Raw genomic sequence first — 22,660 nt, forward strand, 5'->3', positions numbered from 1 at the left:
GCCGGGCGTGTTGATGTCGGGCTCAGCCGCTGACGCGGGCGACCAGCTCGATCTCGACCGGGGCCCACAGCGGGAGTGCCGCGACACCGACGGCGGACCGGGCGTGCCGCCCGGCGTCGCCGAAGACCGCCCCCAGCAGCTCGCTGGCGCCGTTCACAACGGTCGGCTGGTCGGCGAAACCCGGCGCGCTCGCCACGAACCCGACCACCTTCACGATCCGGACCAGTGAGTCCAGGCCGCCCGCCACGGCCGCCGCGGCGGCCAGCGCGTTCAGCGCGCACACCCGGGCCAGCTCGGCGGCCCGCTCGGTGCTGATCTCGTCACCCACCAGGCCGGTCGCCGCAAGCTTGCCGCCCACCAGGGGGAGCTGGCCGGCGGTCCAGACCAGGTCACCGTCGCGGACGGCCGGGACGTACGCCCCGGCCGGGCTGGGCACGGCCGGCAGGAGCAGCCCGAGCTCCGCGAGCCGCTCGGACGGCTTCACGGCGCCAGCGGCGTCAGTGGCATCTGCCGGGTCTGGGGGGAGAGCCGAGGAACTCACTGCCGGGTGCCCTACTGGGCCTTGGGCCGCTTGAAGTACGCGACCAGGCTCTCGGGGTTGGGCCCGGGCACGACCTGGACGAGCTCCCAGCCGTCCGTGCCGAAGTTGTCGAGGATCTGCTTGGTGGCGTGGATCAGGAGCGGGGCGGTCATGTACTCCCACTTGGTCTGCATGACCATGGACCCTAGAGCATCACCGGGCCGGCACCCGGGTGGGTGCACCGGATCAGCTGGGCATGCCGTCCGGGAGCATGCGCGGCCGGTGCGGCGGTCAGGATCTGTCGGCCCCGGGTACGGTCGAGCACGTGACCGGTGACGACAAGCCGCGGGAGACGGCCGTTGCTCTCTGGGACCGCCGGCTGCACATAGTCACCGGCAAGGGTGGCACCGGCAAGACCACGATCGCGGGCGCGCTCGCGGTGGCACTGGCCACCGGCGGCCGGCGGGTGCTGCTCACCGAGGTCGAAGGCCGCCAGCAGATCGCGCAGCTGTTCGATACCCCGCCGCTGCCGTACCGGGAGCGGAAGGTGGCGAGCGCGCCCGGCGGCGGCGAGGTGTTCGCCCTCGCCATCGACGCGGACGAGGCACTCCTCGAATATCTGGAGATGTTCTACAACCTGCGCAGGGCCGGCCGGGCGCTCGGCCGGGTCGGCGCGGTGGACTTCGCCACGACGATCGCCCCCGGGGTCCGCGACGTGCTGCTCACGGGCAAGGTGAAGGAGGCCGTGAACCGGCCGGACGGAACCCGCCCCAGCGGGCTCGCCTACGACGCGGTCGTGCTCGACGCACCCCCGACCGGCCGGATCGCGCGGTTCCTCAACGTGTCCGCCGAGGTCGTCGGGCTTGCCAAGATGGGTCCGATCCGGGCCCAGGCGGAGGCCGTGATGAAGGTGCTGGCACCGGAGCGGGCGGCGGTCCACCTGGTCACGCTGCTGGAGGAGATGCCCGTCCAGGAGACGGTCGACGGGATCCACGAGCTGGGTGAGGTGGGTCTCCCGGTCGGGGCCGTCGTGGTGAACATGGTGCGTACCCCGCTGCTCGCGCCCGCCGAGCTGGAGCTGGCCAGGCGTGGCCAGCTCGACTACGAGGCGCTCGCGACCGGGGTCAAGGAGGCCGGCATCGATCCGACCGAGGAACTGCTCGCGAACCTGGCCTGGGAGGCCGCCCAGCATGCCGAGCGGGTCGCTCTGGAGTCGGCCCAGCGGGCCCAGATCGCGCAGCTGCGTCGGCCGGTGTGCGAGGTGCCGCTGGTCGCGGACGGTGTGGATGTCGGCACGGTCCACCGCATCGCCGAGATCCTGCGGGCGCACCGGATGAGCCCGTGAGCCCCACCCACGACGAACCCGCAGGCGCGGCCAAGCCAGCCGGTGGTGCGAAGCCCACTGGAGCGGCGAAGCCGTCAGGTGCCGCGAAACCAGCAGGTACCGCGAAATCGGCTGGTGCAGCGGAGCCTGCCGGTGCAGCGAAGCCGGCGGGTAGGGCGAAGCCCGCTGCTGGCACTGCGAAGCCTGCTGGTGCGGCGAGGTCGGCTGGCACTGCGAAGCCCGCTGGTGCGGCGAGGTCGGCTGGCACTGCGAAGCCCGCTGGTGCGGCGAGGTCGGCTGGTACCGCGAAGTCGGCGGCCGCGCGGCGGTCGCGCCGGGCGGCTGCGGGCCGGCCACGCCCGCGGCCGCATCCCGTGGGTGTGCCACGCCTGGATGTCGACGCGATGCTCGACTCCGAGCGGATCATCGTGTGCTGCGGGTCAGGTGGCGTGGGCAAGACGACGACAGCCGCGGCACTCGCGCTGCGCGCCGCCGAGCGTGGCCGGCAGGTGGTGGTGCTGACCATCGATCCGGCGCGGCGCCTGGCCCAGTCGCTCGGCCTCACGGCGCTGGACAACACCCCGCGCGAGGTCGCCGGAGTGGACGGTACGGCGGGCGGCCGGCTGGACGCGATGATGCTCGACATGAAGAGGACGTTCGACGAGATCGTCCTCGCCCACAGCACACCCGAGCGCGCCGAGGCGCTGTTGGCGAACCCCTTCTACCAGTCGCTGTCGTCCTCCTTCGCCGGCACCCAGGAATACATGGCGATGGAGAAGCTGGGCCAGCTCGACGCCAGCGGAACCTGGGATCTGATCGTCGTCGACACCCCGCCGACGCGTTCCGCGCTGGATTTCCTCGACGCACCGGGGCACCTGGGCGATTTCCTCGACGGCCGGCTGCTGCGGGTGCTGCTGGCGCCCGCGAAGGCGGGTGGCCGGGCGTACGCGAAGGTCATCGGTGCTGGCCTGGGCATGTTCACCAAGGTCATCACCAAGGTGATCGGTGCCCAGCTCCTCGCGGACGTGAGCCAGTTCGTGGCCGCGCTGGAAACGATGTTCGGGGGCTTCCGCGCCCGTGCGGACGAGACGTTCCGCCTGCTGGCCGCGCCCGGGACCTCGTTCGTGGTGGTGGCCGCACCGGAGGCGGCGGCGCTGCGGGAGGCGTCCTACTTCGTGGATCGGCTCGACGCGGACGGGATGCCACTCGCCGGCTGCATCGTCAACCGGATGCACTTCTGTGACACGGCCGGTCTGACGGTGGAGCGGGGGCTGGCCGGCGCCGAGACGTTGACGGACCACGGCGAGCATCCGTTGGCGGCGGCGGTGCTGCGCATCCATGCCGATCGGGCCCGGCTCTCGGAGCGGGAGATCCGGTTGCGCGAACGCTTCACCAACGTGCATCCCGACACCGCGCTCGTCGAGGTCGAGGCACTCTCCGAGGACATCCACGATCTTGCCGGGCTGCGGGAGATAGGTCGTGCGCTGGCAGGTGATGGTCGCGACGCCGCGGGCACCTGAGCGGACTCACGGCATCCCTGAGTGCGGACCGTGAGATAGGAAAAGATCATTGGATCTGATTACGGCCCCGGGAATCGCGCCGGTGCGATGTGAACCCGGGTCCAAAAGGGCCCTCCGCCCATTCGGGCTACTCACGGAAGCGTGAGGTCCGAGATCCTGGAGGGGACCAGCGCCACTGGTGGAGATTTCACCGCCCATCCGGGCTATACACGACTCGGATGGAAACAACTGTGAGTTACCGTCGTTGCTCAGTGTGGTGGTGTCCGTTCGACCCCGCTGTCGTCGGACACCCCCGGGTGGGGCCCTGAACTAGCCCGCGGACGCGGACCGGTGGTCCGCCTGGGCATCCGCGAGGAGCTTCCGCCAGGAGGTGACGTCCGGGCGGCGGCGCAGCAGAGCGCGGCGCTCCCGTTCGGTCATCCCGCCCCAGACGCCGAACTCGACCTGGTTGTCGAGAGCGTCCGCGAGGCACTCGGTGCGAACCACGCACCCGAAGCACCTGGTCTTCACCCGGTTCTGGGCTGCCCCCTGGACGAACAGCTCGTCCGGATCGAGGTCGCGACAGGCGGCGTGAGCCGTCCAGTCGCCGTCGGCGGTGGAGCCGACGAGCCGGGTCGTACTGGTAAGGCGTGACAGGCTGACGGTCGGGGTCAGGCTTCTGGTCATGCCACCTGCCTTTCTTCTCGAGTCCGGGTCAGGGGCCCGTGCGGGTGGTGACGTGGCGTTGAACCGAAACCGTACGGAGTGGCGTGGCCACGGCACAGACCCCACACGGGTGGTTGTCCAAATGACTAGTCCGGGCCATTGATCCCGATCGCCGCGGTAGTGCGGTCTGTGACAGCTGTGTGTCACTTCTGTGACGCCGCCGTGACTCTGCTGTGGCGTCGTAGTCTTAGTTCGATGAGGTGGCGCTTGAGCCGGCTCAGGTATTGGATCAACGCAGTGCTGGCGCAGCGCAGTACTGGATCAGCGCCTCGGTCGCGGCCGGCGCGAAAACCTGCCGAAAGCAGGCATCGTCAACGGCAGCGGCGGGACTCGAGCGGAGGATTCCGGCTCAGTGTTCATACCAGGCCGAACAGCCCGTGAGGGGCAGTTGCCGGGTGTTTTGGCAACAGTCGAGCCCGCGCTGATGTCGGAGTGGGCTGCGCCGTCACGTCCCACTCGGGTCGATCGGGCGACCCGCGCCGTTCACGGGGCCTGCCCGTGAAGCGCCCGGGTGCGGCGAGCACGCTGCGAAGGCGCGTCGCGGGCGGCCGGAGCCAGGGAATCGCCCCTATGCCCGGGCGTATCGGGCCACCTTCGGCGAGTCGGCGCCGGGTGACGCCGACCCGGCTTCTCGGGCTGGTCGCCGCCAGTGCCTGCGCCGGTGTTGTGGTCGGCCTGTTGGCATTGCCTGTCGTCGGCCTGGCCGGGGTGACCGCCAAGAGCGGAGCCGACCATTTCCTCTCGCTGCCGGCGAATCTCACGGTGCCCCCGCTGGCCCAGCCGTCGCGGATCCTGGACGCCGCCGGAAACGAGATCGCGGTGCTCCGAGGAGAACAGGACCGTGAGCTGGTCAATCTCGACCAGGTGCCGCAGTTCATGCGCCAGTCGATCATCGACATCGAGGACGCGCGCTTCTACGAGCACTCGGGCGTCGACTACCGAGGAATGATCCGCGCCTATCTGAAGAACCAGGAGTCGGGTGAGGTCACCCAGGGCGGCTCGACCTTGACCCAGCAGTACGTCAAGAACGTCCTGCTGGCGTCCGCCACCACCGCGGAGGAAAAGGAGCAGGCCACCGAGCAGACGGTGGACCGGAAGCTCCGCGAGGCCCGCTACGCGCTCTACCTGGAAGACCACCTGACCAAGGACGAGATCCTCGAGCGGTATCTCAACATCGCCTACTTCGGTGATGGCGCGTACGGAGTCCAGGCGGCCGCACACCATTACTTCAACGTCGACGTCAGCAAGCTCACGCTCACCCAGTCGGCGATGCTCGCGGGGCTGGTCAAGAACCCCACGGCCTACAATCCGGTGCTGCATCCGCAGGCGGCGAAGGAGCGCCGGAACACGGTCCTCGCCCGAATGCACGAGCTCGGCCACATCGACACCGCGGTCTGGCAGTCGGCCCGTGGGGAGGATGTCGTGCTGAACCGGCCCGCCCGCTCGGTCGACGCCTGCCAGGACTCGTCCGCGCCGTTCTTCTGCGCCTACGTGCGCGAGGTACTGCTTGCCGACCGGAAGTTCGCCGCGACCCCCGAGGACGCCAGGCGCCTGCTGTTCGAGGGTGGGCTCACCATCCGGACCACCCTCGACCCGGTCGCGCAGGGCGCCGCGCAGACGTCTGCGGCAGAGGTGATCCCGGCCGGGAACAGGGTCGCCGCCAGCGTCGTCATGATGCAGCCCGGCACCGGGAACGTGCTCGCGTTCGCCGTGAACCGGCAGTACGGGGAGCCGGCCGACAACCTCCCGCCGGCGCGCACCAGCGACTTCGTGCACACCAAGGAGATCTACCCGGTCGACGAGGACCTCTTCTCGCCCGGCTCGACCTTCAAGGTGTTCACGCTGGCCGCCGCGCTGGAGAACCACTTCCCGCTGTCGACGACCTTCCACTCACCCGTGTGCTACCGGTCGGACAAGCTGCCGAACCCGGACCCGGAGGGGAAGAACTGCTACAGCAACGCCGACCCGAGTGAGGACGGTTACTACTCGCTCAGCACGGCGACCTGGAACTCGGTCAACACCTACTACATCCAGCTGGCGGAGCAGCTCGGCGTGCTGAAAACGGCCGAGATGGCACGCCGGCTGGGGGTCTCCTCGTGCCGCATCCGGCCGGTGACCGAGAACGCCCCCGAATGCAAGAACGTGAACGGCATCAGCTCCGCGGACGGGTCGTCGATTCTCGGCTCCAACGAGATCAGCACACTTGACCTGGCCACCGCCTATGCGACGCTGGCCGCTCGCGGAAACCGCTGCGATCCCCATGTGGTGCTGTCGGTCTCGCAGCGGGTCGGCAGCGCGGACCGGCCGTTGGCGTTCGACACCGGAAGGCCGTGCGAGCAGGTGCTCGACCCCGGTGTCGCGGACACCGTGGCCTCGGTTCTGCAAGGCGTCATCAATCATGGAACGGCTTCGGGCAATGCGAGGCTCGGTCGCCCGGCTGCCGGCAAGACCGGTACCGCGGAAGGCTTCAGCACCGCGTCGTTCGCGGGCTTCATCCCGCAGCTCGCCGTCGCTGTCAACCTGGCCGACCCGCGAAGCCCCACAAACAATCCGCTGGTAGACGTGCTGGGCAGCCGGCACGTTTTCGGCGGCGGCTTTCCCGCCCAGATCTGGGCACGCACGATGAACCGGACGATCGACGGTCTGGGCCTGCCCGTCGTCGCGCTTCCGCCGCCGGACAACACCCAGCCGGCGGTACCGAAGAAGCCCCTGCCGGACGTGCGCGGGCAGGCCCAGCAGGTCGCCGAGGCCGCGTTGCGCGCGCAGGGATTCCGGGTCCGGTCCCAGACCGTGCCGAACCTGGCCGCTCCCGGAATCGTCGTCGGTATGTCGCCGGCGCCCGGCGGAGAGGTCTCGATTGACACCGAGATCGTGCTTGAGGTGTCAGGTGGTCTCACCGGGGCGACGCAGCTGCCGAACGGGATAAACCCACGCCCCGGCGAGGTCAGGCCGCCGACGGTGACCCTTCCGGACATGCGCGACCGGCTGACCGGCTGACCGTCCCCCGGTGGTCGGGTGACCGGCCGCAAGCCCGGCCGGCCACCCGACCGGCCACGCGGCCGGTCACGGACCGATCGCGCGGCCGGTGATTCAGTTGCCTGGATTCTGCGTCTACTGACTAGTCGGCGCCTGGCCCGGGTGGGTCAGGAAGCGCTCAGTCGGGCTCGGACGAGCTCGGAAACCCGCTTTCCGTCGGCTCGACCAGCCACTCGGGCCTGTGTGGCCTTCATCACCTGGCCCATGGCCTTCAGGTCGGTGACCCCGAGTTCCGCCAGCACACTGTCGACGATGTCGCGCAGCTCCTCGTCACCCAGCTGGCTTGGCAGGTAGGCGGCGAGCACCTCACCCTCGGCCTGCTCGCGGCTGGACTGCTCGGCCCGCCCCGCCGCGGCGAACGCCTCGGCGGCCTCCCGGCGCTTGCGAACCTCCCGGGCCAGGATCTTCTCGACCTCGGCGTCCCCGAGCTCGCGGGCGGCGTCCCCGGCCACCTCCGCGTCCTTCACCGCGGCAAGGGCAAGGCGCAGCGTCGAAAGCCGCAGCTCGTCCCGAGCGCGCATCGCGCCGGTGAGATCGTCGCGCAGCCGCTCCTTGAGTGTGCTCATGGTCATGAAGCCTATGGCCCGCCCGGGTCGGCAGCCACGCGGTTTTCCGGCGCGGGTCGTGGACGTCGCGAGGCAGTGCGCCGGGACGTCCCGTCACTGGGCGAGACTGGAGCGATGCGAGCGAGACGTGAGGGGAGCGCGGTGCGCCAGGCGTCCGCGGGGCGTCAGGTGCCAGGGCGAGCCCGCGCGGCACGCGGGCCGGGCCGGGCACTGCGGCGGGCTGTGGCCGTCGGCGCCGGAGCCGCGCTGTACGCCGGGGTATACGAGCGCACCGCGTACACGCTGCGCCGACGGGAGGTGCCCGTGCTGGCACCGGGGCGCCCGGACCTGCGTGTGCTGCACCTGTCGGATCTGCATGTGACCCCGAACCAGCGGGGCAAGTTCGCCTGGTTGTCGGATCTGGCCCGGCTGGTACCGGATCTGGTGGTGCTGACCGGTGACGTGCTCTCGTACCCGCAGGCGCAGGCGCCGCTGATCGCCGCGCTCGAACCGCTGTTCGCCTTCCCCGGGCTGTTCGTCCCGGGGAACAACGACTACTACACGCCGACGCTCAGGAGCCCGCACCATTACCTCAGGCGCGACAGCGCGCCGACGCGCCGGGGCGTGTCGCTCGACTGGGACGGTTTCGCGCTTGCTCTCACCACGGCCAGCGGCTGGCAGGAGCTGACGAACCGCCGGGCCTCGATGAAGATCGCGGGCCGGGTGCTGGACCTGCGCGGGGTCGACGACGCCAGGCTGCGCCGCGACCGGACCGCCCTGGTCGCGGGCCCGCCGGAACCCGGTGCCGAGGTGGCCCTCGGGCTCACCCACACCCCGGAGCCACATGTGCTGGACGCCTTCACCGCCGACGGGGTGGGCCTGATCCTCTCCGGGCACACGCACGGCGGGCAGATCCGGCTGCCGTACTACGGCGCGATCGTCACGAACTGCGGCATCGACCGGGCCCGCGCCTGGGGCCTGTCCCGGCACGAGACGGGGGGACGGAGCTCCTGGCTGCACGTCTCCGCCGGGCTCGGGACGTCCCCGTTCGCCCCGTTGCGGTTCAACTGCCGGCCGGAGGCGACGCTGCTGACCCTCACCGGCCGGCGCTGACTCTCCGCACCTGCTGGACGACAGAAGATTGCGCCCCCCCGCCGCCACACCTACTTCGCCAGGTCTAGTACACTGAGCCACGGTCACGGGGTGTGGCGCAGCTTGGTAGCGCGCTTCGTTCGGGACGAAGAGGTCGTGGGTTCGAATCCCGCCACCCCGACCAGGTCAGGCCCGGTACTGAGAGATCAGTACCGGGCCTGATGTGCGTTTGGGAGCCAAATCGGCGAGATGGTTCCCAGCCCAGGTGCAGCCAGACCTCAGATACCCGTGCCTCGAAGTGGTCGTATGGGCCGAGCCCCGACGGAGAATGCAGTACGTTCGCGCCCACACGGGCAAGTAGAGGTGAGGAGGGTTCATGTCGTACGAGCCGAAGCTCGCAGCAGCGCTGTCCGGCGCGACGATGGCCCAGCTCTCTCGCTGGCGTCACGCCTCCGGCGCGGGAGGCGCCGTCCTCGTGCCGGAAATCTCCGCCACCCGCCCCATCCTGTATTCATTCAGGGATGTCGTCGCGCTCCGCACCTGCGTGCGCCTGCGTCAGGAGACCTCACTGCAACGGATCCGCCGCGCAGTGGACTCCCTCAGGGACGATCTCGGTGAGCGAGAGCACCTCTCGACCTACCAGCTCGTCACCGACGGTGGCACCGTATATCTGGCCGATCCAGACCATGCCGTCGATCTGATCGGCCGCAGGGGTGGCAAGGGCAACCTCGTCATCCATCAACTCGTCGATGTCCTGGCCCCGTTCTATCGGGACGGCCGGCACATTCCCGATCTGCTCTCCCCCCGCCCCGACGTCGCGGTGGATCCAGCCGTACGTGGCGGTGAGCCGGTGATCCGTGGCACCCGCGTCCCCGCCTCCGAGGTCGCAGCCCTGATCCGTGATGGAGTCGCACCAGCGCAGATCGCCGACTTCTTCCCAGGGGTGAGCGCCGAAGCTGCCCTCGAGGCAACCGATTTCACCGACTACGTCGACAGCTACATCGGAACGCCAGCCGGTGCGGGCCGAGGCGCCGCTTGAAGCTGCTGCTCGACGAGAACGTGCCGCGCCCCATGGCTGACATCGTCCGCATCCTGCTCCGGACTCACCAGGTCATACATGTCCACGACCTGCCCGGATGGGCTGGCACCAAAGACATCGAGCTGTACGAGAAAGCGCGTGTCGAAGGCTTTGAGGCAGTACTCACCAACGACACCAAACAGATGAGCCGGGGCCTGGAGGTGGCCGCAATCGCGGCCTCGGGCCTTCATCGGATCGAGTACCGCCAGAACAACAAGCACGGTGGCCTGATCGGTCTGGGGGCAGCGATCGCCACAGTCTGCGCGGGCCTCCCTCACGCTCTGGCCGAGTTGTTGGTTGCAGACGGTCAGCGACTGATCTCACTCGTATCTGTCGACCCGACCCGCGCCACCCGTGTCCGCACCGTCGATCCCCGGGTGGACAAGCCCAAATTCTGGCCTTCGGGCTGAACAGCGGCGGGGAGGCTCAAGGTGACCTTCGAGCACCCGCACCCGCACCCGGAGCCGCGACTCGAACGCTGATGATCTTCGTGGTCGTCTGGTCTAGCGCTGCTTCTCGGCGTCGGAGAAGAGGAGCGTCGGCTCGGTGCGGATGTCGCGGCCGGTCTCGCTCTGGTAGATCCCGTTGACGCTGCCGAACCGGGCTTCGGCGTAGTCGAGGGTGAGGAGCTTGGCGGCCTGGCGGACCGACGCCTCGTCGGGGCCCTCGATCTCGAGGAAGGTCGGGAGGCCGGGCCAGGTGTCGAAGTCGAAGACGACCTCGCCGAGGCGCCACTCCTCGCGGTAGTTCTCCTGGTAGCCGACCTCTCGCACGCCGAGGCGGCGGAGGATCTCGGCGGTGGCCGCCAGGTCGGTCACCTCGGTCTCGATCTCGGTGGTGCCGTCGATCGTCGTGGCGTCGGTGACCTGCTTGAGGGTCAGGGTGATGCGGCTGCCCTCGTCGCGCAGGCGGATCCACGCGCTGTCGTCGAGGGTGCCGCCCTCGAAGATCTTCCGGGTCAGGAGGGTGCGCCCGAACGCCTGGACGGCGCCCAGGCCTGCCAGCTTCGCCTGGAGGTCCGCGACGTCGACGTCCAGGAACTTGGCTTCGTACTCGTGTTTCATGATTCCCATTCTCGGCCGTGGCCCGAGCGCGAGGGCCCTCGGCAGGTGTGGTGGTGGTCGGCCGGGGACCGCGTTGACATCGATGACGGCCCGCCCCGCGGAGCGGCAGAGCGCGCGGTCCCTGTCTGGAGAAGATGCTTCTGGGGTGGCAGAATCAGGTTCCCGAAGGTGCGGGGCGAGGGTTCGCGCCCTCGTGCGTGAGATAGCGCGTCAATCGCGAGGGAGTCCTCATGAAAGCTGTCCGGGCCCGGGACGGTGCCGTGGCGGTCGTCGACCTGGATGAGCCGCCGGGGTCGGGTGAGTTGTTGACCATCGCATCCGCGAGCATCTGCAGTTCGGATCTCATGTACATCCGCTTTGGATTACAGCAGGTGATCGGTCATGAGCTGGCCGGTGTGCGCGAGGATGGCACCGGCGTGATCGTAGAGGCGATCATGAGCTGCATGGAGTGCGAGCTGTGCCGGACCGGGCGGTACAACCTCTGTGACACGCACCGCCAGCGGGCACTCGGAGCCACCGCCGACGGCGGGATGGCCGAGCAGTTCCGGGCACCGGCCGAGCGGCTCGTACCGATCCCGGCCGGGCTCGACCTGCGCGACGCCTCCCTGGTCGAGCCGGCCTCGGTCGCCTGGCACGCGGTGCGGCTCGCCGGAACCGGGCCGGCCACCAGGGTCGCCGTCGTCGGCGCGGGCGCGCTGGGCCTGATGGCTGTCGCGGGAGCACGGGCGCAGGGTGCGCCGGAGGTGGCAGTGGAGGCCCGGCACCCGCACCAGGCGGAGGCCGCCGAGCGTCTCGGCGCGACCCTCGGCCCCGTCGGGCTGTACGAGGTGGTCGTGGAGGCGGCCGGGACACCGAGCGGCCTGGCACGCGCGATCGAGCTGGTGGCGCCGGGTGGCATCGTGGTGTGCATCGGCGTCCAGCTGGGCAAGGTCGAGGTCGACTGGGGAACTCTGTTCCACCGGGAGGCGAGGCTCCTGCCCTCGATGGGCTACTGCGCGCATGAGACCGGCCGGGAGATGGCCGACGCCGCCGCGATGCTCGCCGCCGACCCCGAGATCGCCCGGACCCTCATCACCCATCGCTTCCCGCTCGAAGACGCCGCGGAGGCGTTCCGCGTCGCGGCCGACCGCGAGGCCGGGGCACTGCGGGTGGTGGTGCAGCCGTGACGACGGTCGGCATCGCGACGGGGGCGGGGCGTGGCATGGGCCTCGCCTGCGCCCGGCGGCTCGCCTCGGCGGTCGACATCCTGCTGCTCGTGGATCGGGACCCGTCGATCGCCGCGGTGGCGGCGGAACTGGCCGCGACGAGCCCCGCCGCCGTGGAGGGATTCGTCCTGGACGTCACCGACACCGCGGGACTGGCCCGGCTGGCCGCGCGGGTCGGTGAGCTGGGCACGTTGCGCGCGGTCGCGCACGCCGCCGGGATCTCCCCGACGATGGCCGACTGGCGCCGGATCTTCACCGTGGACCTGGTTGCCACCGCGGCGCTGGCGCGTGCTCTGCGCCCGCTCACCACCGCCGGCACGGCCTCGGTCTACTTCGCCTCGATGGCGCCGCTGCTGGGGATCGCAGCCGGGCACCATGCTGCCGACGACGTCCTGGACGACCCGCTGGCCGAGGACTTCCTCGACCGGATCCACGCCGTGCTCGGCGAGCAGGTCGAGGACCCGGGCTGGGCCTACTCCTGGGCGAAGCGGGGCGTGCATCGTTTCGCCCAGCAGGAGGCGGTGCGGGTCGGCCCGCTCGGCGGCCGAGTCTGCTCGGTCTCCCCGGGCGTCATCGACACCCCGCAGGGCCGCCAGGAAGCCGAGCAGCACGGCAGCATGCAGCTGCTGGTCGACCGGACGCCGCTGGGCCGGCGCGGGCAGTCCGAGGACGTCGCCGACGTGGTCGCCTTCCTTCTCTCCTCGCAGGCCCGGTTCGTCAGTGGTATCGACGTACTGGTCGACGGCGGCGTCGTCGCGGCGGTTCGCGGGCCGGCCGTGGCACAGGCCGGGTCACCAACCTGATCTGATCGGGGAGAGTTCAGATGCCAGCTGCAAACGAGCCCGTCGTGCGGGTCGAGACCCGGAACCGGGTCACGACGGTGACGCTCAACCGGCCGGCGGCGCGCAACGCGCTGAGCCGGGAGCTGTTACACCTGCTGTGGGACGCCGTCCTCGCGGCCGGGGCGGATCCCGAGGTGGACGCGGTGGTCCTCACCGGAGCGGACCCGGCCTTCTCGGCGGGGGTCGACCTCAAGGAGCTGTCGGGCGAGGCTCCGTCCACCACGCCGCCCAGGGAACCCGGCCAGGGGCAGGGGCGCTACGACAACGGGCTCTACCGGTTCCTGCCCGTCATCGACAAGCCGATCATCGGGGCGATCAACGGGGTCGCCGCGACCGGCGGCCTGGAGCTGGCCCTGCAGTGCACCTTCCTGGTCGCCTCCGAGCGGGCCCGGTTCGCCGACACCCACGCCCGCGTCGGCATCATGCCCGGGGGCGGCATCACCGTTCTGCTCGCGCAGTCGATCGGGCTTCGGCGAGCCATCGAGATGTCGCTGACCGGCAACTACGTGGCGGCACCGGAGGCGCTGCGCCTCGGCCTGGTGAACCACGTCGTGCCGCACGAGGAGCTGCTGCCGTTCGCGCAGCGGCTCGCCGGCGACATCGTCAGCAACGACGCGCGGGGTGTGCGCCGCCTGGTGGCGCACTACCGGCAGGTGGCGAACGCGGCGACGCTCGACGACGCGCACCGCGCGGAGGGGCTGCTGGCGGAGACCTGGCGCCCGGACACCAGCGACGTCGCCGCCCGCCGCGCGGCTGTCACCGAACGCGGCCGCAGCCAGACCCAGCCCGGAACATCACCGGCCTGACAGCGCCTCCCGGCCATCGCGGGAAGTGCCGTGGCGGCCGAAAGGCTGTGGCGGCTGGCGGTGCTCCGCGGAGCACCGCCAGCCGCCACCAGGCCCGACTCAGGCGGGAAGGGCGATCGTCTTGATCTCCAGGAACTCCTCGAGCCCGGCGATGCCGCTCTCACGGCCGATGCCGGACTGCTTGTAGCCGCCGAACGGCGCGTCCGGAGCGAAGTACATGCCGCCGTTCACGCTCAGCGTGCCGGTGCGGATCCTGCGCGCGACGGCCAGCGCCCGGTCGTCGCTCGCGCTGATGACCGCACCCGAGAGGCCGAAGATCGAGTTGTTGGCGATCTTCACCGCGTCGTCGTCGCCGTCGTGGGGGATCACGACGAGCACCGGGCCGAAGATCTCCTCCTGCGCGATCTCGCTGTCCTGGTCGACGTTCGCGAGCAGGGTGGGCTCGTAGTAGAAGCCCGGGTCGACCTTCTTGCCGCCGGCGACCAGCGTGGCGCCGTCCGCGATCGCGCGCTGGACGATCGCGTCCACCTTGTCGCGCTGCTTCTCGCTGATCAGCGGACCCATGTAGGTCTCCGGGTCGGACGGGTCGCCGACCTTCACGGCGGCCAGCATGCCGGTGACCTTCTCGACGACGGCGTCGTGCAGCTCGCGCGGGACGACGAGGCGAGAGGTGATCGCGCAGCCCTGACCGGCGTGGGAGCAGATCGTGAAGGCGGCCATCATCGCGGCCAGGTCGAGGTCCGCGTCGTCCAGGACGACCAGCGCGGACTTGCCGCCCAGCTCCAGGAAGGTCTTCTTCAGCGTGCGGCTCGCGACTTCCATGATCCGCCGGCCGACCGCGGTCGAGCCGGTGAAGGTGATCATGTCGACGTCCGGGTGCGTGGTCAGCACCTCGGAGGCCTCGACGTCCACGGCGGTGATGACGTTCACGACGCCGGCCGGGATGTCGGTCTCGTTGAGGATCAGCTCACCGAGCGCGAGCGCGAGCAGGGGAGTGTCCGGCGCGCCCTTGAGGATCACGGTGCAGCCCGCGGCCAGCGCCGGGGCCAGCTTCGCGAGGGCGAGCTGGGTGGGGTAGTTGTAGGCGACGATCGCGGAGACGACGCCGGCCGGCTCCCGCTCGATCCAGCGCTTGTTCGGCCGGCCGAACGCCTCGGCGACGCCCAGGTCCTGGGTGAAGGAGTATTCCCCGAGGAGATCCGCGTAGTACTTGACCAGGCCGATCGGCGAGCCCAGCGCCGGGCCGTCGGTGATCTGCCGCGGGTGGCCCACCTCGGCGATCGTCAGCTCACGGAACTCTTCCATGTGCTTGACGAGGGCCTCGTGGAGCTGGTTCAGACAACGGACGCGGAACTCCACGTTGGTCGACCAGTCCGTCTCGTCGAACGCGCGCCGGGCGGCCTTGACCGCCGCCGTGACCTGCTCAGGTGTCGCGTCCGCGGCCGTGCCGACGACCGCACCGGTGGCCGGGTTGATCGAGTCGACCGTCCGCTCGGTCTCGACCAGCTGCCCGTCGATCAGTAACCGCTTCACAGCCGCGCTCCTCGTTGATGTCAGTGATCACTACTGGCTCGCCCGGAGCCAGGGTGAGGTTCGTGATGTTCCGCGAGGTGCGCGTGGCGACCTCGGCGAACACCCGCGGTGTTCGCCGCATCGCGCCTGAAGATCCGCACCCCGACCTCTTTTCGCGAACGCGGGCCCAGGGTCGACTGATCGGGATCACGGGCACGGGAAAACCGCACTCGACCCGTTTGCGTCCTGACCGCTCTCGTCGCATTCGTGTCTTAATCCTACTTGCGCCGAATTCGGAGTCAACTGATTGGCCCGGCGGGGCCGGGACGGGCTGCCGGGCCGGAATTGATCAGTCGGCGGATCTTCTGCGGGGCGTCGTCAGGTCCCGCCTGGAGAGCGCCTGGAGAGCGGTGAGCTGCGCTCCACAGCCTGCGCTCCATGAGCGTTCCGCCAGGTCCGGTGGCCCGGCGGTCACCGCCAGGCCCGCTGGCCCGGCGGTGAGCGCGGCGGCGCCGGGGGACCGCCGCTGGGAAATCACCCTGATGTCCGCGGGAATCTCGCTGGCGGGTCCCGGTGTTAGGCGGATCCGGTGGAATACGCCGGCGGCACCCGGGCGGCTGAGCCGTGCGTCAACTTTTCGCGAAAATATTCCCGTATCGCATGTGGGGGCGTGCCGCAAGCGATCAGGCCGCGCGGAAGATATCGCGCCGATTGTCATGACCGGCGCACATCGCCGCGGCTGCCGCGGCCGGAGTTGCTTCTGGCAAGGCTTGCGGATTTTGGTCGCCGGAACGACCAAACTCCTCAACACTTCGAGCGGCGGCTTCGAGCGGCGGCTTCGAGCGGCGGCTTCGAGCGGCGGCGGACGGGGTCCGGCCGGGACCGCCACGTGAGCGGTCCCGGCCGGCGCGGTCGCCGGCGCCGGTCAGTAGGCGCGGGCGACGATGCAGACGAGATCGGCGTCGTCCGTGTCCGCGGACGGCAGCTCGCCATCGGGGGTCTGCAGACACCGGACGGTCACGGACTCCTCGGCAAGCCGTGCCTCACCGTCCTCACCGACCAGCCGCCAGGGCAGCCGCGCGAAGCCGGTCCCGGCCGCCTCGACCGCCTCGGCGAGCGAGGTGACGTCCGCGGTGCGGGCCTCCCGAAGCTCCAGCGCCTGCGCGTAGATGGTTGCCTGCACGTCGTCGAGCAGTGCCGGCACCCGGCTGGCGACCTCGGTGAGCGGCACGGGGTGCTTCTCCCCGGTGTCGCGGCGGGCCAGCGTCACGTTGCCGGCGGCGAGGTCGCGCGGGCCGATCTCGACCCGGACGGGGATGCCCTTGAGCTCGGCGTCGGTGACCCGGCGGCCGAACGACAGCCCCGGCCGGGCATCCAGGCTGACCCGCACGCCGGCCGCGGTGAGCGCTTCGGTGATCTCACGGGCCTTCGCGACCACGGCCTCGTCGTCACGAACCGGCAGCACGATGACCTGGGTCGGCGCCAGTGCGGGCGGGATCCGCAGCCCGTTGTCGTCGCCGTGAGCCATGATCAGCCCACCGATCATCCGGGTCGAGCTGCCCCAGGACGTCGTCCAGGCCAGGTGGCGGCCGCCGTCGGCGCCGAGGAAGTCGATGTCGAAGGCGCGGGCGAAGTTCTGGCCGAGCTCGTGGCTTGTGGCCATCTGCAGCGCCTTGCCGTCGCCCATCATCCCTTCGCAGGTCATCGTGTTCGTGGCGCCCGCGAAGCGCTCCTTGCGGGTCTTGGCGCCGACGAACACCGGCAGCGCGAGCTTCGAGACCATGAAGTCGCGGTACACCTCGAGGGCGATCCGGCGGGCGTAGGCGGCCGCGTCGGCCTCGTCCACGTGCGCGGTGTGGCCCTCCTGCCAGAGGAACTCGCTGGTGCGCAGGAACAGCCGCGGGCGCAGCTCCCACCGGACGACGTTCGCCCACTGGTTCAGCAGCAGCGGGAGATCGCGGTAGCTCTGCGTCCACTTGGCCATGTACTCGCCGATGACCGTCTCGCTCGTCGGGCGGACGACGACCGGCTCTGCCAGTTCCTTGCCTCCGCCGTGGGTGACGACGGCAAGCTCCGGGCTGAACCCCTCGACGTGCTCGGCCTCCCGGCGCAGGTAGCTCTCCGGGATGAACAGGGGGAAGTAGGCGTTCACCGCGCCGGCGGCCTTGATCCGGGCGTCGATGTCGGCCTGCATCCGTTCCCACAGCGCGTAGCCGTACGGCCGGATGACCATGGTGCCGCGGACCGGACCGTTGTCGGCGAGCTCGGCCTTGTCGAGCACGTCCTGGTACCAGCGTGGGAAGTCGGTGGAACGGGGGGTGATAACAGCCACGTCGTCCACGATATTGCGTCGTCCCGGCGGAACGACGGACGCGGCCCGCCCCCCGTGGACGGGCCGGTCCGGGCGGATCAGCGGATCAGCAGATCAGTGGATCAGGGGCTCGGCAGGCCGAGGGATCAGTGGATCGACGGTCAGCGTGCGGCGGCGGTCTCCCCGTGGCCCGGGTGCCGCGGCTCCCGGAAGACGAGCGAGAGATCCACGTCGCCGTGGTGGCTGACGAGTGACGCGGTCGGCGGGACCAGGATCATCGCGCTGGTCAGGTCGGCCGCCGTCGCGCCGGGGGCGAGGATCAGTTCGTGCTCGACGTTTAATCCGGACCGCACCGTGACGACCTCCGCCAGCGACGGCGGCGGGCCACCGGATACGGGTCTGGGTTCCGGCATGAGCTCGCCGGTGTCGACGGTGTTCATCGTGCGGGCTGCCTTCCTGTGGCTGGCGGTCACCGATTTCGGCGGGGCGGCACGCGTGGGGCTCACCAGCGGGGCTGGGGGTTCCGCGGGGGATGCCCTGTGTCGCGGCCGTGCTGCGCTGCTGTGCTGCGCCGTGCAGCGTCGGGTCGCGCTGGGTCGTTGACCACTTGGCGTGTTTCCGGGCGTACCTGAAAACACCTCCCCGACTCAGTGGACGCGACCCGATGACTCTTCGGGCGCGACCCAATGCTGTCAGCTACCGATCTCTTGCTTTGTAGCAAACGATCGCTCGACGAGGAAGGCAAGGGTCTATCTGTGGTCAGAGCTGGACGTCCGGTGACGCAGGACGAAAGTCCCGTTCGGCTGTGTGATCAGACGTCCGATTGATCCGTTCACTACGGGTTGTGGGCGGTGTGCAGCAGATCGTGTCTGGCCGTGGTCTCGTGAACGGGAGGTGGCCGCGGCCCACGAGCTCGGCGTCCCCCGTAGTGAATTCGGTGTCCGCCTGGATGACCTGCCCTCGTCCACGGGGTCGCATCGAAAGTGATTTACATCACAGGATGGGGTGTCCGGTGTGTGCTGGCGGCGAGTTCCGGTGTCGGGTTGGCGCTGTTGCACGGTGTTGCTGGTGCGCGATGTGAGTGTCGGGAAGTCCGGCCGGACGGGTCGCCAAAACACTGAGGGGCCGACGATCGTGGCACCGAGTCATCACCCAACTACCTTTGGTGTCCGCGGTGTGGGTGGCGGCACACCTGGCGGGACGGGCAGTTCGGTACACCGAATGTGTTCCGGTTGGAGTGCGGTTCATGTTCGCCGACGTTCACCGTTCGTTCATCCGGCCTCGCTTCGATTCTCGCCGGCACCCCGAACGGGGGGCGGGACCAGATCGGCGCCGCGAGGCGCGAAGACGAAGGATTGCTCGTGAACCTAGGCAAGCGTCAGGTAGTCGCGGGCCTTGCCGCCGCGGCACTGCTCTCACTCGCCGCGTGTGGCTCGGACGACAACAGCGAGCCGGATACGACGGGCGCTGCTCCGTCCTCGGCGGCCACCACCAGCCCGATCGACTGCGCCACCGGGTCGATCACGGGCGGCGGCTCGTCCGCGCAGAAGAACGCGATGGACGAGTGGGTCAAGGCGTACCAGGACGAGTGCAGCGGCGCCACCATCAACTACCAGTCCTCCAGCTCGGGGACGGGGCGTCAGCAGTTCATCGACAAGCAGGTTGCCTTCGCCGGCTCGGACTCCGCGCTGAAGGACGACCAGAAGACCAAGGCGGACGCGCGCTGCACCGGCGGTGCCGCGGTTGACATCCCGATGGTCGTCGGCCCCATCGCCGTCATCTACAACCTTGACGGTGTCAAGGACCTGCAGCTGAAGCCGGCCACGGTCGCCAAGATCTTCTCGGGCGCGATCACCAAGTGGAACGACCCGGCGATCGCCGCCGACAACAGCGGCGCGAGCCTGCCGGACGCCCCGATCCAGTCGGTGCACCGTTCCGACAGCTCGGGCACCACGGACAACTTCACGAAGTTCCTGAAGGGCGCTGCGTCCGCCGACTGGACCTTCGAGGGTGGCTCCGACTGGAAGGCCCCCGGCGGCCAGGGTGCCAAGGGCAGCGACGGCGTGACCTCCACGGTCAAGTCCACCGCCAACGCGATCGGCTACGTGGAGCTCTCCTACGCGGAGAACGCGGGTCTGTCCACCGCCAAGATCGGTAACGCCGCCGACGAGTTCGTCGCGGTGAGCACCGACGGTGCCTCGCTGGGCATCAGCACCGCCAAGGTTGCCGACGGTGACGACCTCAAGCTCACCTTCGACTACGCCACCGCCACCAAGGGTGCCTACCCGATCTACCTCGCCAGCTACGAGATCGTGTGCACCACTGGCAACGACGCCGCCGCCGCGCCGCTGCTGAAGAGCTTCCTGACCTACACCGCCTCCGAGGACGGTCAGGCCGCCATCGCCGACCTCGGCTACGCGCCGCTGCCGGACAGCATCGCCACGAAGGTGCGCGCCGTCATCGAGAAGATCGCCTGATCAACATCCCGGCGTGACGCTCTAACAGCACATCACTTCCGCGGCCGGGGCCCTGACGCCCCGGCCGCGGAAGCCGTGGTTCTCCGGGCCGTCGTGGGTCCACGGTCGCTGGTCATCGGTTGTCGATCACCGTTTCCAGGCCGTGATTCGTGCGTCGACCCCTGAGGGAGGAAGAGTCGAGGTAGGTAGGGATGACGACGGAGCCGGACAGCCCGGCAGACGCCGGGACGCGGGGGACCGGTTCTCAGACCACCCCGGCCGCGACGGAGCCGAGTGTTCCCGCGCAGCCGACCGCTGAGAAGCCCGACGAGGTGTCCACCGACGTGACACCCGGCGAGGCGGTCAGCGAGACGCCCAGCGAGGCGGTCAGTGAGAGCGAGGCGGTCAGCGAGACCGCCGCGGCCAGCGACAGTACGGCAGCCAGCGTGAGCGCGGCGATCAGCGCGAGCGCGCCGGTCAGCGAGAGCGCGCCGGTCGGCGAGACAAAGGGGGACCTCACCCCCCGCGAGATCTCGCCGGAGTCGGGCGCCAAGCCGAAGATCGGCCTTGCCGACACCCTTTTCAAGAACCTGACCAGGACGGCGGGCATCGGCCTGCTGGTCCTCATCGGGCTGATCGCGCTGTTCCTGGTGCTGAAGGCCTGGGACGCGCTGAGCGCCAACGAGGGCAACTTCTTCACCACCGAGGAATGGTCGGCGAACGACACGCCGCCCGTGTTCGGTGTGGCGGCGCTTCTGTTCGGCACGTTGCTCTCCGCGGTCATCGCGCTCGCCATCGCGATTCCGGTGGCGGTCGGCATCGCTCTGTTCATCACCATCTACGCGCCCCGCAGGATGGCCTCCGCACTCGGCTACGTCGTGGATCTGCTCGCGGCGGTGCCCAGCGTCATCTACGGCCTCTGGGGCCTGCTCGTGCTCGCCCCGCACTTCAACGGGACGCAGATGTGGCTGAACGACTACTTCGGCTGGATCCCGCTGTTCGATGTCGGCGAGGGCTCGGTCGGCCGGTCGGTCTTCCTGGCGAGCGTGGTTCTCGCGATCATGGTTCTTCCCATCATCGCGGCGCTTTCCCGTGAGGTCTTCCTGCAGGTTCCCCTCACCCACCGGGAGGCCGCGCTCGCACTCGGCGCGACCCGCTGGGAGATGATCCGGACTGCGGTCATCCCCTACGGCAAGCCCGGTGTCATCAGCGCCTCCATGCTCGGCCTGGGCCGCGCGATGGGTGAGACGATCGCAGTCGCCCTGGTCCTTCCCTCCACCTTCAACATCTCCTGGAACATCCTGAAGCCGGCGGGCAACACGATCGCGGCGAACGTCGCGAACGGCTTCGGCGAGGCCAACGACATCGGCCGCGGCGCGCTCATCGCGTCCGGTCTCGTGCTGTTTGTCGTCACAATGGTGGTCAACATGATTGCTAGGGCCGTCATCGCGCGGCGTCGCGAGTTCTCGGGCCGAGCGGCATGACGGCCACGACCATGCCGGCCGCCCCGGCCGAGCACCACTCGCTGAACCTGCGTGGGCAGACGCTGCGGACGCCCGTCCTGGGCGCCATCGCGGTCGGCGCGGTGGCCCTCACGGCGCTGCTGTATCTGGTGACATCCATCCACAGCCGGATCCAGTTCGTCCTGATCGTGCTGCTGCTTTTCTCGATCGGCCAGACCGTCGCCTCCGTGCTGGTGGAGGGCAGCCGACACGCCCGGGACCGCCTGGTCACGACGCTGGTCTACGGGTCCTTCCTGCTCGCTCTCATCCCGCTGGTCGCGGTGCTGGTGTCGGTCATCGAGCGCGGTGCCAAGCGCCTCGACCTGGATTTCCTGACGCACTCGATGCGCGGCATCGGTGCGCGGGACGCCGGTGGCGGTATCTACCACGCAATCATCGGGACGCTGGAGCAGGTCGCGCTGGCCAGCCTCATGGCGGTGCCCTTCGGCCTGCTCGTCGCCGTCTACCTCGTCGAGTACGGAACGGGTCGGGTCAGCCGGGCGATCAGCTTCTTCGTCGACGTGCTGACGGGTCTCCCGTCGATCATCGCCGGTCTGTTCGTTCTCGGTTTCTGGATTCTGGCGCTCGGCCAGCCGTTCACCGGTTTCGCCGGCTCGCTCGCCCTCACGATCCTGATGGTTCCGGTGGTCGTGCGCTCGGCCGAGGAAATGCTGAAACTCGTGCCGGACGAACTGCGGGAGGCCAGCTACGCGCTCGGTGTGGCCCGCTGGCGGACGATTCTCAAGATCGTGGTTCCGACCGCGCTGCCCGGAATCGTGACCGGTGTGATGCTGGCGGTCGCTCGTGTCGCCGGTGAGACGGCTCCGCTGCTCCTCACGGTGTTCGGTGACAACTCGATCAACATGAACCCGTTCGACGGTGAGCAGTCGGCTCTGCCGCTGTACATCTACTCGCAGGCAGGGCAGCCCCAGCAGGTCGCCATCGACCGGGCCTGGGCCGCGGCACTCACTCTGATCATCATCATCATGCTGCTCAATCTGATCGCTCGGTTCGTGGCGAGCCGCGCGAAGGTCAAGTAGCCCCTGATGGCCGTCGTCACCCGCCCGGGGAACCCGGTGCCCGCCGCACTGCCGAAGAACCCGTCGAGAGCAACGAACCGACCGACCGCACAACCAGCTGAG

At 69.7% G+C, this 22,660-nt stretch carries 20 protein-coding genes and 1 tRNA gene; 13 read left to right on the forward strand and 8 right to left on the reverse strand.

Going from position 1 to position 22,660, the window contains the following annotated elements; all coding sequences use genetic code 11:
- Window positions 1-22 precede the first annotated feature (22 nt).
- Entirely contained in the window at window positions 23-484 is a 462-nt protein-coding gene (locus ACG83_RS27055; RefSeq protein ID WP_116437460.1) for a RidA family protein, read from the reverse strand.
- Window positions 485-552: 68 nt separating this feature from the next.
- On the reverse strand, window positions 553-714 hold the full coding sequence (locus ACG83_RS45530) for a DUF4177 domain-containing protein (RefSeq protein WP_116437465.1): 162 nt from the start codon (window positions 712-714) through the stop codon (window positions 553-555).
- Window positions 715-845: 131 nt separating this feature from the next.
- Here ACG83_RS45530 and ACG83_RS27060 point away from each other — a divergent pair, with 131 nt between their 5' ends.
- A complete protein-coding gene (locus ACG83_RS27060) occupies window positions 846-1,865 on the forward strand; it encodes an ArsA-related P-loop ATPase (protein WP_116437464.1) in 1,020 nt (339 codons plus the stop codon).
- A gap of 353 nt (window positions 1,866-2,218) precedes the next feature.
- Window positions 2,219-3,364 (forward strand): ArsA-related P-loop ATPase, encoded by a 1,146-nt coding sequence (locus tag ACG83_RS27065; protein ID WP_241840172.1) that lies wholly within the window; start codon window positions 2,219-2,221, stop codon window positions 3,362-3,364.
- 309 nt (window positions 3,365-3,673) lie between these two features.
- On the opposite strand, the gene ACG83_RS27070 is transcribed toward ACG83_RS27065, so the two are convergent.
- The gene (locus ACG83_RS27070; RefSeq protein WP_054569035.1) at window positions 3,674-4,030 is read right to left on the reverse strand and encodes a WhiB family transcriptional regulator; all 357 of its coding nucleotides are present in this window, start codon (window positions 4,028-4,030) and stop codon (window positions 3,674-3,676) included.
- Between the two features lie 609 nt (window positions 4,031-4,639).
- Between ACG83_RS27070 and ACG83_RS27075 the strand changes: the two genes are divergently transcribed.
- Window positions 4,640-7,066: a penicillin-binding protein gene (locus tag ACG83_RS27075; protein WP_235498199.1), complete on the forward strand. Its 2,427-nt coding sequence runs from the start codon at window positions 4,640-4,642 to the stop codon at window positions 7,064-7,066.
- A gap of 146 nt (window positions 7,067-7,212) precedes the next feature.
- Here ACG83_RS27075 and ACG83_RS27080 read toward each other — a convergent pair whose 3' ends face one another.
- On the reverse strand, window positions 7,213-7,671 hold the full coding sequence (locus tag ACG83_RS27080) for a GatB/YqeY domain-containing protein (protein ID WP_054569036.1): 459 nt from the start codon (window positions 7,669-7,671) through the stop codon (window positions 7,213-7,215).
- Window positions 7,672-7,785: 114 nt separating this feature from the next.
- Between ACG83_RS27080 and ACG83_RS27085 the strand changes: the two genes are divergently transcribed.
- The 4 genes from ACG83_RS27085 (at window position 7,786) to ACG83_RS27100 (ending at window position 10,230) form a co-directional block, all read left to right on the forward strand.
- The gene (locus ACG83_RS27085) at window positions 7,786-8,763 is read left to right on the forward strand and encodes a metallophosphoesterase (RefSeq protein ID WP_369812916.1); all 978 of its coding nucleotides are present in this window, start codon (window positions 7,786-7,788) and stop codon (window positions 8,761-8,763) included.
- Between the two features lie 86 nt (window positions 8,764-8,849).
- Window positions 8,850-8,926 (forward strand) — tRNA-Pro (locus tag ACG83_RS27090).
- A gap of 192 nt (window positions 8,927-9,118) precedes the next feature.
- On the forward strand, window positions 9,119-9,781 hold the full coding sequence (locus tag ACG83_RS27095) for a DUF433 domain-containing protein (protein WP_054569038.1): 663 nt from the start codon (window positions 9,119-9,121) through the stop codon (window positions 9,779-9,781).
- Window positions 9,778-10,230 (forward strand): DUF5615 family PIN-like protein, encoded by a 453-nt coding sequence (locus ACG83_RS27100; protein WP_054569039.1) that lies wholly within the window; start codon window positions 9,778-9,780, stop codon window positions 10,228-10,230. Before ACG83_RS27095 ends, ACG83_RS27100 begins: the two co-directional genes overlap by 4 nt.
- 93 nt (window positions 10,231-10,323) lie before the next feature.
- On the opposite strand, the gene ACG83_RS27105 is transcribed toward ACG83_RS27100, so the two are convergent.
- Window positions 10,324-10,884, reverse strand: coding sequence for a class IV adenylate cyclase (locus ACG83_RS27105; RefSeq protein ID WP_054569040.1), 561 nt, complete (start codon window positions 10,882-10,884; stop codon window positions 10,324-10,326).
- Window positions 10,885-11,114: 230 nt separating this feature from the next.
- Here ACG83_RS27105 and ACG83_RS27110 point away from each other — a divergent pair, with 230 nt between their 5' ends.
- From ACG83_RS27110 to ACG83_RS27120, 3 genes are read left to right on the forward strand one after another with little or no spacing between them, the layout of a single operon-like run.
- On the forward strand, window positions 11,115-12,050 hold the full coding sequence (locus tag ACG83_RS27110; RefSeq protein WP_054569041.1) for a zinc-binding dehydrogenase: 936 nt from the start codon (window positions 11,115-11,117) through the stop codon (window positions 12,048-12,050).
- The gene (locus ACG83_RS27115) at window positions 12,047-12,892 is read left to right on the forward strand and encodes an SDR family oxidoreductase (protein WP_054569042.1); all 846 of its coding nucleotides are present in this window, start codon (window positions 12,047-12,049) and stop codon (window positions 12,890-12,892) included. Before ACG83_RS27110 ends, ACG83_RS27115 begins: the two co-directional genes overlap by 4 nt.
- Window positions 12,893-12,912: 20 nt before the next feature.
- A complete protein-coding gene (locus ACG83_RS27120; protein ID WP_054569043.1) occupies window positions 12,913-13,737 on the forward strand; it encodes an enoyl-CoA hydratase in 825 nt (274 codons plus the stop codon).
- A gap of 99 nt (window positions 13,738-13,836) precedes the next feature.
- On the opposite strand, the gene ACG83_RS27125 is transcribed toward ACG83_RS27120, so the two are convergent.
- From ACG83_RS27125 to ACG83_RS27135, 3 genes are all read right to left on the reverse strand, one after another.
- Window positions 13,837-15,270, reverse strand: a complete 1,434-nt coding sequence (locus tag ACG83_RS27125; protein WP_054569044.1) for an aldehyde dehydrogenase family protein — start codon at window positions 15,268-15,270, stop codon at window positions 13,837-13,839.
- A 904-nt stretch (window positions 15,271-16,174) separates the two neighbouring features.
- The gene (proS, locus tag ACG83_RS27130) at window positions 16,175-17,581 is read right to left on the reverse strand and encodes a proline--tRNA ligase (protein ID WP_054569181.1); all 1,407 of its coding nucleotides are present in this window, start codon (window positions 17,579-17,581) and stop codon (window positions 16,175-16,177) included.
- A gap of 140 nt (window positions 17,582-17,721) precedes the next feature.
- Window positions 17,722-18,000: a hypothetical protein gene (locus ACG83_RS27135; RefSeq protein ID WP_006540221.1), complete on the reverse strand. Its 279-nt coding sequence runs from the start codon at window positions 17,998-18,000 to the stop codon at window positions 17,722-17,724.
- 921 nt (window positions 18,001-18,921) lie between these two features.
- Between ACG83_RS27135 and pstS the strand changes: the two genes are divergently transcribed.
- The 3 genes from pstS to pstA all read left to right on the forward strand — a co-directional run bounded on the left by pstS (window position 18,922) and on the right by pstA (window position 22,558).
- On the forward strand, window positions 18,922-20,037 hold the full coding sequence (pstS, locus tag ACG83_RS27140; RefSeq protein ID WP_054569045.1) for a phosphate ABC transporter substrate-binding protein PstS: 1,116 nt from the start codon (window positions 18,922-18,924) through the stop codon (window positions 20,035-20,037).
- 191 nt (window positions 20,038-20,228) lie between these two features.
- The gene (gene pstC / locus ACG83_RS27145; RefSeq protein WP_054569046.1) at window positions 20,229-21,500 is read left to right on the forward strand and encodes a phosphate ABC transporter permease subunit PstC; all 1,272 of its coding nucleotides are present in this window, start codon (window positions 20,229-20,231) and stop codon (window positions 21,498-21,500) included.
- A complete protein-coding gene (pstA, locus tag ACG83_RS27150; RefSeq protein ID WP_054569047.1) occupies window positions 21,497-22,558 on the forward strand; it encodes a phosphate ABC transporter permease PstA in 1,062 nt (353 codons plus the stop codon). Before pstC ends, pstA begins: the two co-directional genes overlap by 4 nt.
- The last annotated feature ends 102 nt before the right edge of the window (window positions 22,559-22,660 follow it).

The organism is Frankia sp. R43 (assembly GCF_001306465.1).
GTDB lineage: Bacteria > Actinomycetota > Actinomycetes > Frankiales > Frankiaceae > Parafrankia > Parafrankia irregularis.

Excerpts from the sequence above, each read along its gene's own strand:
- ACG83_RS45530 (WP_116437465.1), bottom strand. The coding sequence starts at position 714 with ATGCAGACCAAGTGGGAGTACATGACCGCCCCGCTCCTGATCCACGCC.
- ACG83_RS27070 (WP_054569035.1), bottom strand. The coding sequence starts at position 4,030 with ATGACCAGAAGCCTGACCCCGACCGTCAGCCTGTCACGCCTTACCAGT.
- ACG83_RS27075 (WP_235498199.1), top strand. The coding sequence starts at position 4,640 with ATGCCCGGGCGTATCGGGCCACCTTCGGCGAGTCGGCGCCGGGTGACG.
- ACG83_RS27080 (WP_054569036.1), bottom strand. The coding sequence starts at position 7,671 with ATGAGCACACTCAAGGAGCGGCTGCGCGACGATCTCACCGGCGCGATG.
- ACG83_RS27085 (WP_369812916.1), top strand. The coding sequence starts at position 7,786 with ATGCGAGCGAGACGTGAGGGGAGCGCGGTGCGCCAGGCGTCCGCGGGG.
- ACG83_RS27095 (WP_054569038.1), top strand. The coding sequence starts at position 9,119 with ATGTCGTACGAGCCGAAGCTCGCAGCAGCGCTGTCCGGCGCGACGATG.
- ACG83_RS27105 (WP_054569040.1), bottom strand. The coding sequence starts at position 10,884 with ATGAAACACGAGTACGAAGCCAAGTTCCTGGACGTCGACGTCGCGGAC.
- ACG83_RS27110 (WP_054569041.1), top strand. The coding sequence starts at position 11,115 with ATGAAAGCTGTCCGGGCCCGGGACGGTGCCGTGGCGGTCGTCGACCTG.
- ACG83_RS27120 (WP_054569043.1), top strand. The coding sequence starts at position 12,913 with ATGCCAGCTGCAAACGAGCCCGTCGTGCGGGTCGAGACCCGGAACCGG.
- ACG83_RS27135 (WP_006540221.1), bottom strand. The coding sequence starts at position 18,000 with ATGAACACCGTCGACACCGGCGAGCTCATGCCGGAACCCAGACCCGTA.
- pstC (WP_054569046.1), top strand. The coding sequence starts at position 20,229 with ATGACGACGGAGCCGGACAGCCCGGCAGACGCCGGGACGCGGGGGACC.
- pstA (WP_054569047.1), top strand. The coding sequence starts at position 21,497 with ATGACGGCCACGACCATGCCGGCCGCCCCGGCCGAGCACCACTCGCTG.